General features: G+C 59.7%; 9 protein-coding genes. 6 read left to right on the top strand and 3 right to left on the bottom strand.

Annotated features, from left to right (window positions below; all coding sequences use genetic code 11):
* Positions 1-20: 20 nt before the first annotated feature.
* The 3 genes from ABYV89_RS02460 to ABYV89_RS02450 form a co-directional block, all read right to left on the bottom strand.
* Positions 21-551, bottom strand: a complete 531-nt coding sequence (locus tag ABYV89_RS02460; protein WP_432821337.1) for a hypothetical protein — start codon at positions 549-551, stop codon at positions 21-23.
* A 179-nt stretch (positions 552-730) separates the two neighbouring features.
* The gene (locus ABYV89_RS02455) at positions 731-1,675 is read right to left on the bottom strand and encodes an AEC family transporter (RefSeq protein WP_432821336.1); all 945 of its coding nucleotides are present in this window, start codon (positions 1,673-1,675) and stop codon (positions 731-733) included.
* A gap of 28 nt (positions 1,676-1,703) precedes the next feature.
* Complete coding sequence (locus ABYV89_RS02450; protein ID WP_432821335.1) at positions 1,704-1,913, bottom strand: hypothetical protein; 210 nt, start codon at positions 1,911-1,913, stop codon at positions 1,704-1,706.
* Here ABYV89_RS02450 and ABYV89_RS02445 point away from each other — a divergent pair.
* The 6 genes from ABYV89_RS02445 (at position 1,912) to ABYV89_RS02420 (ending at position 6,668) form a co-directional block, all read left to right on the top strand.
* The gene (locus ABYV89_RS02445; protein WP_432821334.1) at positions 1,912-2,997 is read left to right on the top strand and encodes a two-component system sensor histidine kinase NtrB; all 1,086 of its coding nucleotides are present in this window, start codon (positions 1,912-1,914) and stop codon (positions 2,995-2,997) included. The genes ABYV89_RS02450 and ABYV89_RS02445 overlap by 2 nt on opposite strands.
* 9 nt (positions 2,998-3,006) lie before the next feature.
* Complete coding sequence (locus ABYV89_RS02440; RefSeq protein WP_432821333.1) at positions 3,007-4,374, top strand: sigma-54-dependent transcriptional regulator; 1,368 nt, start codon at positions 3,007-3,009, stop codon at positions 4,372-4,374.
* A 77-nt stretch (positions 4,375-4,451) separates the two neighbouring features.
* The gene (locus tag ABYV89_RS02435; protein WP_432821332.1) at positions 4,452-4,913 is read left to right on the top strand and encodes a PaaI family thioesterase; all 462 of its coding nucleotides are present in this window, start codon (positions 4,452-4,454) and stop codon (positions 4,911-4,913) included.
* Positions 4,910-5,308: a metallopeptidase family protein gene (locus ABYV89_RS02430; RefSeq protein ID WP_432821331.1), complete on the top strand. Its 399-nt coding sequence runs from the start codon at positions 4,910-4,912 to the stop codon at positions 5,306-5,308. Before ABYV89_RS02435 ends, ABYV89_RS02430 begins: the two co-directional genes overlap by 4 nt.
* A gap of 68 nt (positions 5,309-5,376) precedes the next feature.
* A complete protein-coding gene (locus ABYV89_RS02425) occupies positions 5,377-5,913 on the top strand; it encodes a TlpA disulfide reductase family protein (protein ID WP_432821330.1) in 537 nt (178 codons plus the stop codon).
* Positions 5,914-5,918: 5 nt separating this feature from the next.
* On the top strand, positions 5,919-6,668 hold the full coding sequence (locus tag ABYV89_RS02420) for a cytochrome c biogenesis CcdA family protein (protein WP_432821329.1): 750 nt from the start codon (positions 5,919-5,921) through the stop codon (positions 6,666-6,668).
* Positions 6,669-6,762 lie beyond the last annotated feature (94 nt).

The following is a 6,762-nucleotide window of genomic DNA, read 5'->3' as shown; positions in this document are numbered from 1 at the left end:
GTCTGATTGTAATTGCGTGGTTAGCTATTTCCAGGGTTATTTTTATTAATTGCTAGCAAGGCGATGATGTAAGTAATAATTGTTAAGATTACTAACCACTTAATGACTGAAACAATAGAATGAATGAAAAACAAATTACTTGAGAAACCATATGGGTCTTTTATGAAGAATATTTCAATCGTATTTTCAAACCAATCGCACGCTCCTGCAAAGAATGCTGAATAAACTGGTATTCTGTATTTTGAATTGTTGATATTTTCTTTTTTAAAGATTAGAAAAGAGATAAGTGAGGCGAAGAAGAATGAATATGTAAATGCATAAATATAGTCTGTGAAAATCCACCGCAGGAAATTTTTTTCCCCAGAGGTTCCCCAACTAGCTATAATTTGAATGCCAACAGTTTTTTTAAATGATAATTGAAGTCTTAAAACACCAGAACCGTCTCCTCCGTCAATTGATTGATTCACAAAAAACATGACAATAATGAACATAATTGTCATCAAAACAAATGAGCTTATCAGCACTCTTGTTTTACCAAGTGATCGAATCATTATTTCTACTATGTTTTACTTTGTGATCGTTAACGAGTCTGTAGCAAAGCATCTTCTACCGGGCCAACTTACCTCGAAACTCGAATTTTTAAAATCTCCCCAAAGGGGGGTCTTGACAAACGGATTTTCTTGACTGCGCATTGTGCCGTTTGATCGGGCGCTGCATCCTGCCGGGATGCTTATAGGCCCAGGGTGCGCAGGATAAAGAGGGCGGCGGTGTAGGTGACCGCCGACAGCAGGGTCGACATCATCACGATCGAGCCGGCCAGTTCGGCGTCGCCCTTCATCTGGTGGGCCATGATGTAGGTGGCGGTGGCCGCCGGGGTGCCGGCCATCAGCACGCCGATGGCGAGATCCTGGCCGGTGACGCCGAGCGCCACCAGCAGCACGGCGGCGATCAGCGGCAGCCAGACGATCTTGATGCCGGTGGCGAAGGCGGCCCGCACCAGGTCGCCCTTGAGCCGTTTGAGGGAGAAGGAGCCGCCGATGGCGATCAGCGCCAGCGGCAGGGTCATGCCGGTGGCGATGTGCAGGCTGCGGTCGAGGATCACCGGCATCGGCAGGGCGAGAAAGCTCCAGAGGATGCCGGCGAAGGAGGCGATGATCAGCGGGTTGAAGGCGATCTGGCGCAGCCAGAAGGCCGCGCCGCGGTTGCCCTCGCTGTCCCGGTGCGGCAGCAGCAGGGCGAGGATGGCGAAGAAGTTGAGAACCGGCACCAGGAATCCCATCAGAATGCCGGCGCGGGTGAAGCCGGTTTCGCCGTAGGCGTTGAAGACGATGGCCAGCCCCATGTAGGCGAGGTTGCCGCGGAACGAGCCCTGGCTGAAGGAACCGCGGGCGGCCGGCGGGTAGCCGCGCAGGGCGGCGTAGCCGTAGGAGACGAAGAAGCCGATGGCGATGGTGGCCGCCGAGCCGAGTACCAGGGCGCCGTTGAAGTTGGCGAAGAAGTCGGCGGTGCCGATTTTGTAGAAGAGGAGCAGCGGCAGGCAGATGTAGTAGACCAGCCGGTTGGTCTGAAACAGGAACGCCTGATCGATCAGCGCCCCCCGCTGGAGAAAATAGCCGAGGGCGATGACCAGGAAGACCGGCAGAACGATGGTCAGAATGTCGAGAAAAAGTGCCATGGCATGCCTGTGTGGATCGTTGAGGCGGTCAGCATAACCTGCCGGCTTTAATGCTGTCCAATGATATTTTCACAGTTTTCTGGCAAAGCTCCGATGCTTTGATAAAATGAAATCCAGCAAAGCGGGCCTGCTCGCTTTTGCCTCCTTTTTTTTCGCCCTCCTGCCCGCGGGAGGGTTTTTTTTGTCCGTGCATAAATACTTGAATTGTTATCGATCTCTGGGGTACAAATTGACCCATGAGAAGAAATCCTTACGTTCGCCTGGCTATCCTGATCTTCCTGGTGGCGGGGATCACCTCCCTGCACTACTTGACCACGACCCAGAAGGGCGAATACCACGACATCTACCGGCGCTTGTATTACATCCCGATCATTCTCGGCGGGCTCTGGTACGCCCTGCGCGGCGGCGTGGCGACTTCGATCGCGATTTCGATTCTCTATGCCCCGCACGTCGTCTTTCAGTGGGGACACCATCACGGGGTTCCTCTCGAGCAGTACCTCGAAATTCTCCTGTACAACCTGATCGGCTTTCTTACCGGTGTGCTCAGCCAGCGCGAGTTCATGCAGCGGGTTCGGGCCGAAAGGGCGGCTCACCGTCTCGAAGAGAGCTACGCCAAGCTGCGCGAACAGGCCGACCTGGTGCTCGAGATCGAAGAACAGCTGCGCCGGGCCGACCGGCTTTCGGCCTTGGGTGAACTGTCGGCGGGGATGGCCCACGAAATCCGCAACCCGCTCGGCTCGATCCGCGGCACGGCGGAGATCCTGAAAGACGGCATCGACCCGGCCGACAAGCGCTACGAGTTCGCCCAGATCCTGATCAAGGAAGTCGACCGGCTCAACCGGGTGGTGCAGGACTTTCTCGATTTTTCCCGGCCGGCGACCCCCCGCAGGGAATCGTTCGATGTGCTCGAAGCCCTGCGCGAAGTGCTGCTGCTGACCCGCCAGCCGGCCCAGAAAAACAGGGTCGAGACCCTGCTCGAAGGGGAGGGGAAGCTGGCGGTGGCGGGCGACCGGGAACAGCTCAAGCAGGCCTTTCTCAACCTCGTCCTCAATGCCCTGCAGGCCATGCCCGAAGGGGGTACGCTGAAAATTGCGGCCGCGGCGGCCGAAGCCGAGGTCCGGATCCTTTTCGCCGACAGCGGGCAGGGAATCCCCGCCGAAAGCCTGGATCGCATCTTCAACCCGTTTTTCACCACGCGCAGCGAGGGGACCGGGCTCGGTCTGGCGATCACCCACCGGATCATCCAGGGGCACGGCGGCCGCATCGAAGTCGAAAGCCGGCCCGGCGAGGGGACGGTCTTTACCCTGCACCTGCCGCGATAGGAGGACTGCGTGTCCCGTAACAGCGTACTGCTCATCGATGACGACATCTCGTTGCGCCGGGTGACCGAGTTCACCCTGCACGAGGCCGGCTACCGGGTGCTGACCGCCGCCGACGGCGAGGAGGGGCTGCGGATTTTCAAGCTCGAGCAGCCCGGGGTGGTGATCACCGACATCCAGATGCCGGGACTCTCCGGCTACGACGTGCTGAAGCAGGTCAAGGCCGAGCAGCCGGAAACCCTGGTCGTCGTCATCACCGCCTACGGCACCGTTGAAAAGGCGGTCGAGGCGATGAAGCTCGGGGCCTTCGATTACCTGACCAAGCCCTTCAGCCGCGACGAACTGGTGCTGGTGACCGGCAAGGCCTTTGCCTACAGCGGGCTGAAGGAGGAAAACCAGCGGCTGCGGCAGGAGCTGACGCAGAAAATCGATTTTACCCGGCTGGTCGGGATTTCCGATGAAATGCAGCAGGTGTTCGAAATCGTGCGCCGGGTGGCGGCCAGCGAGGCGACGGTGCTGATCGGCGGCGAAAGCGGCACCGGTAAAGAATTGATCGCCCGCGCCATCCACTCGGGCAGCGAGCGCCATGACGGCCCCTTCGTGCCGGTCAACTGCGCGGCGATTCCGCGCGAGCTGCTCGAGAGCGAACTGTTCGGCCATCTTCGCGGCGCCTTCACCGGGGCGGTGAAGGATCGCAAAGGCAAGTTCGAACTGGCCGACGGCGGCACCCTGTTTCTCGACGAGGTCGGCGAACTGCCGGTCGAGCTGCAGCCGAAGCTGCTGCGGGCCCTGCAGGAGCGGGAAATCGAGCCGGTCGGCGGCAGCGTCCGCAAGGTCGACGTGCGGGTGGTGGCGGCCACCAACCGCGATCTCGAGGTGGCCATCGACGACGGCGGGTTTCGCGAAGACCTCTACTATCGCCTGGCGGTGATTCCGGTGCACCTGCCGCCGCTGCGCGAGCGTCGGGCCGATATCCCGCTGCTGGTCAGGCATTTCCTCGGCAAGCACGGCAACGTCGCCTGCTCCGCGGCGGCGCTGGCGGCCCTGAACGCCTACGGCTGGCCGGGCAACGTGCGCGAACTGGAAAATGCCGTCGAGCGCATGGTGATCCTGCGCCGCGGCGAGGATATCGAGCTGGACGACCTGCCGCCGAAAATCCGCCGCCCGCAGCAGGCGGCCTCCGGCGGGGTGCTCAATCTGCCGGATGAAGGATATCCGCTGGAAGAGCTGGAGAAGGAGGCGGTGCTCGAGGCCCTGCGCCGCAACGACTGGAACCAGACCCGCGCCGCCGCGTTTCTGCGGATCCCCCGGCATACCCTGATTTACCGCCTGGAAAAGTACGGCATCACTAAAAACGGTGCCGCGGAGCCGAAATCGTGATATTCGTTCGATCTGTCGTGAAGCTGGTGGCCGAACGCCTTCAGCCGATCCCGCTGAATTTATGAAAGGACACATCCATGGCCCGATTGTCGGTTGACGGCGATGACCTGCGGCAGCCGCAGCAGGCCCAGTTCGAACTGGAGGACTGGGTCGATACCGCCCCCTTTGAAGACCTGGTCGGGCTGCAGATCGAGCAGGCGCACGAGGGGAGGGCGGTGCTGACCGTCCCGTTTCGGGTCAAGCTGGCCATGGGCGGCGGCTTCATGCACGGCGGCGCCATTACCACCCTGGCCGATACCGCGGTGGCGATGGCGATCAAATCGCTGCTGCCGCCCGGCACCCTCTTCGCCACCACCGAGCTGACCACCCGCTTTCTGGCCCCGGTGAGACAGGGGCTGGTGACGGCGACCGCGGTGGTGCGCGGCCCTGAAGGGCGCACCTTTTACGGTGAGGCGAAAATCACCGATGAGGCCGACGTCGAGGCGGCCCTGTTCTCCTCGGTCTTCCGCATCGCCCGCGGCCAGGGCTTCGACGATTGAACCGGCGCGCTTTCGAACAATTGGTTGAGCGCGCGATTCGGGCGATTCCCCGCGAGTTTCTCGAGCGCATCGACAACCTCACCTTCCAGGTCGAAGACTGGGCCGATGCCGAGACCCTGGACGAAGTCGGTTTCGACGACCCCCGCGACCTGCTCGGTTACTACCGGGGCTGGCCCCTTTCGGAGCGGACCCACGAATACGCCAGCCTCCCCGACGTGATCACCATCTACCAGCAGGCGGTGGAGAATTACCATGATGAGTCGGGAGAGCCGCTGGTCAGGATCATCCGCGAGACGGTCATTCATGAACTGGCTCATTATTTCGGCTTCTCCGAAGAAGAAATGGACGAAATAGAGCGGCTCTGGGCCGGTGATGCCATGCGGGACGAGGGGTGATTCTTGACTTTTACCGGTGCCCGGAGTAAAAAGAGAAATATCTGGTTTTTCATATGAAAGGATTGTCCATGAGGAGTGCCCTGTTTCTTCTAGTTGCCGGTTTGCTGCTGCTGCCGGGTTCCCAGTCTTTCGCCGGCACCTCCCGTCCGAGCGGCGAGCCTTCGCCGGGGGTCAAGGTCGGCAGCGTCGCTCCGGCGGTCAGCCTGAAAACCCTCGACGGCAAAACGGTCTCCCTCGCCGATTACCGGGGCCGGGTGGTCATGCTCAACTTCTGGGCCACCTGGTGTCCCCCCTGTCGCGCCGAAATGCCCTCCATGGAGCGCCTGCACAAGGCCATGCAGGGATTCGATTTCGTCATGCTTGCGGTCAATGTCGAAGAGAACGGGGCCCAGGCCGTGGCCGCTTTTCTCAAGAGCCAGCCCCATTCCTTTCCCGTGCTGCTCGACTCTGTTGACGCCAAGGCGCAGAATGCCTTTGGCGTATTTCGTTTTCCCGAGACCTTCATCATCAACAAGGATGGTGTTATACTCAATCATATCCTCGGTGCGCGGGAGTGGGATGACACGACCACGATCGATTACCTGAAATTTCTGGCGAAGGGATAACTCGTATGGGTACCGGTGCCGATCTCACCTTCTGGATCGCGTTCAGCGCGGGGATTCTGTCGTTCTTTTCCCCCTGCGTGCTGCCCCTCATCCCATCCTACCTGACCTATATCACCGGGCTCTCCTTCGGCCAGCTGCAGGACGCCCACCCGACCGCCAAGGTCCGGCTCACGGTGATGCTCCATTCGCTGGCCTTCATTGCCGGTTTCTCGACGGTTTTCATCGGCCTTGGGGCACTGGCCGGGATCGCTTCTTCGGCCTTTCAGGATCACATGCGCGAAGGCCTGATTTGGATTCAGCGCATCGGCGGCATCCTGGTCTTTCTGTTCGGTATCCACATGTCGGGGCTCTTTCATTTCGGTATCCTGCTGGGTGAAAAGAGGGTCCAGCTGCGGGCAAAGCCGAGCGGTTTTCTCGGCACCTTCCTGGTCGGGCTGGCCTTTGCCGCCGGCTGGACCCCCTGCATCGGGCCGATTCTCGGCGGTATCCTCGCTTTGGTCGCCGGCACCTCGAGCAACTACTCCAGGGGGATCCTGATGCTGGCGGTCTACTCGGCCGGCCTCGGCATCCCGTTTCTGGTCTCAGGCCTGCTGTTTCACGGGTTTCTCTCGTTTTTCAACCGGTTCCGCAAACACATCCGGATCATGGAAATCCTCACCGGCGCCATGTTGATGCTGGTCGGCATCCTGCTTTTCTTCAACATGTTCGGCAAGCTGTCCGGGTACCTGTATCGCTGGATTCCGCTAACGGGCTGAGAGCGGCAACTATCGATTTAGAACAGGCGCCCCGGTCCGATCGGGGCGTTTTTTATGAAAACCGCTTGACCGGTTCGGACCCATGAGGTAAATT

Source organism: Trichloromonas sp. (assembly GCF_041583255.1).
Taxonomy (GTDB): Bacteria; Desulfobacterota; Desulfuromonadia; order Desulfuromonadales; family Trichloromonadaceae; genus Trichloromonas.
Note: the sequence above shows the minus strand (reverse complement) of the source record. Positions and strands in the feature narration are given on the sequence as shown.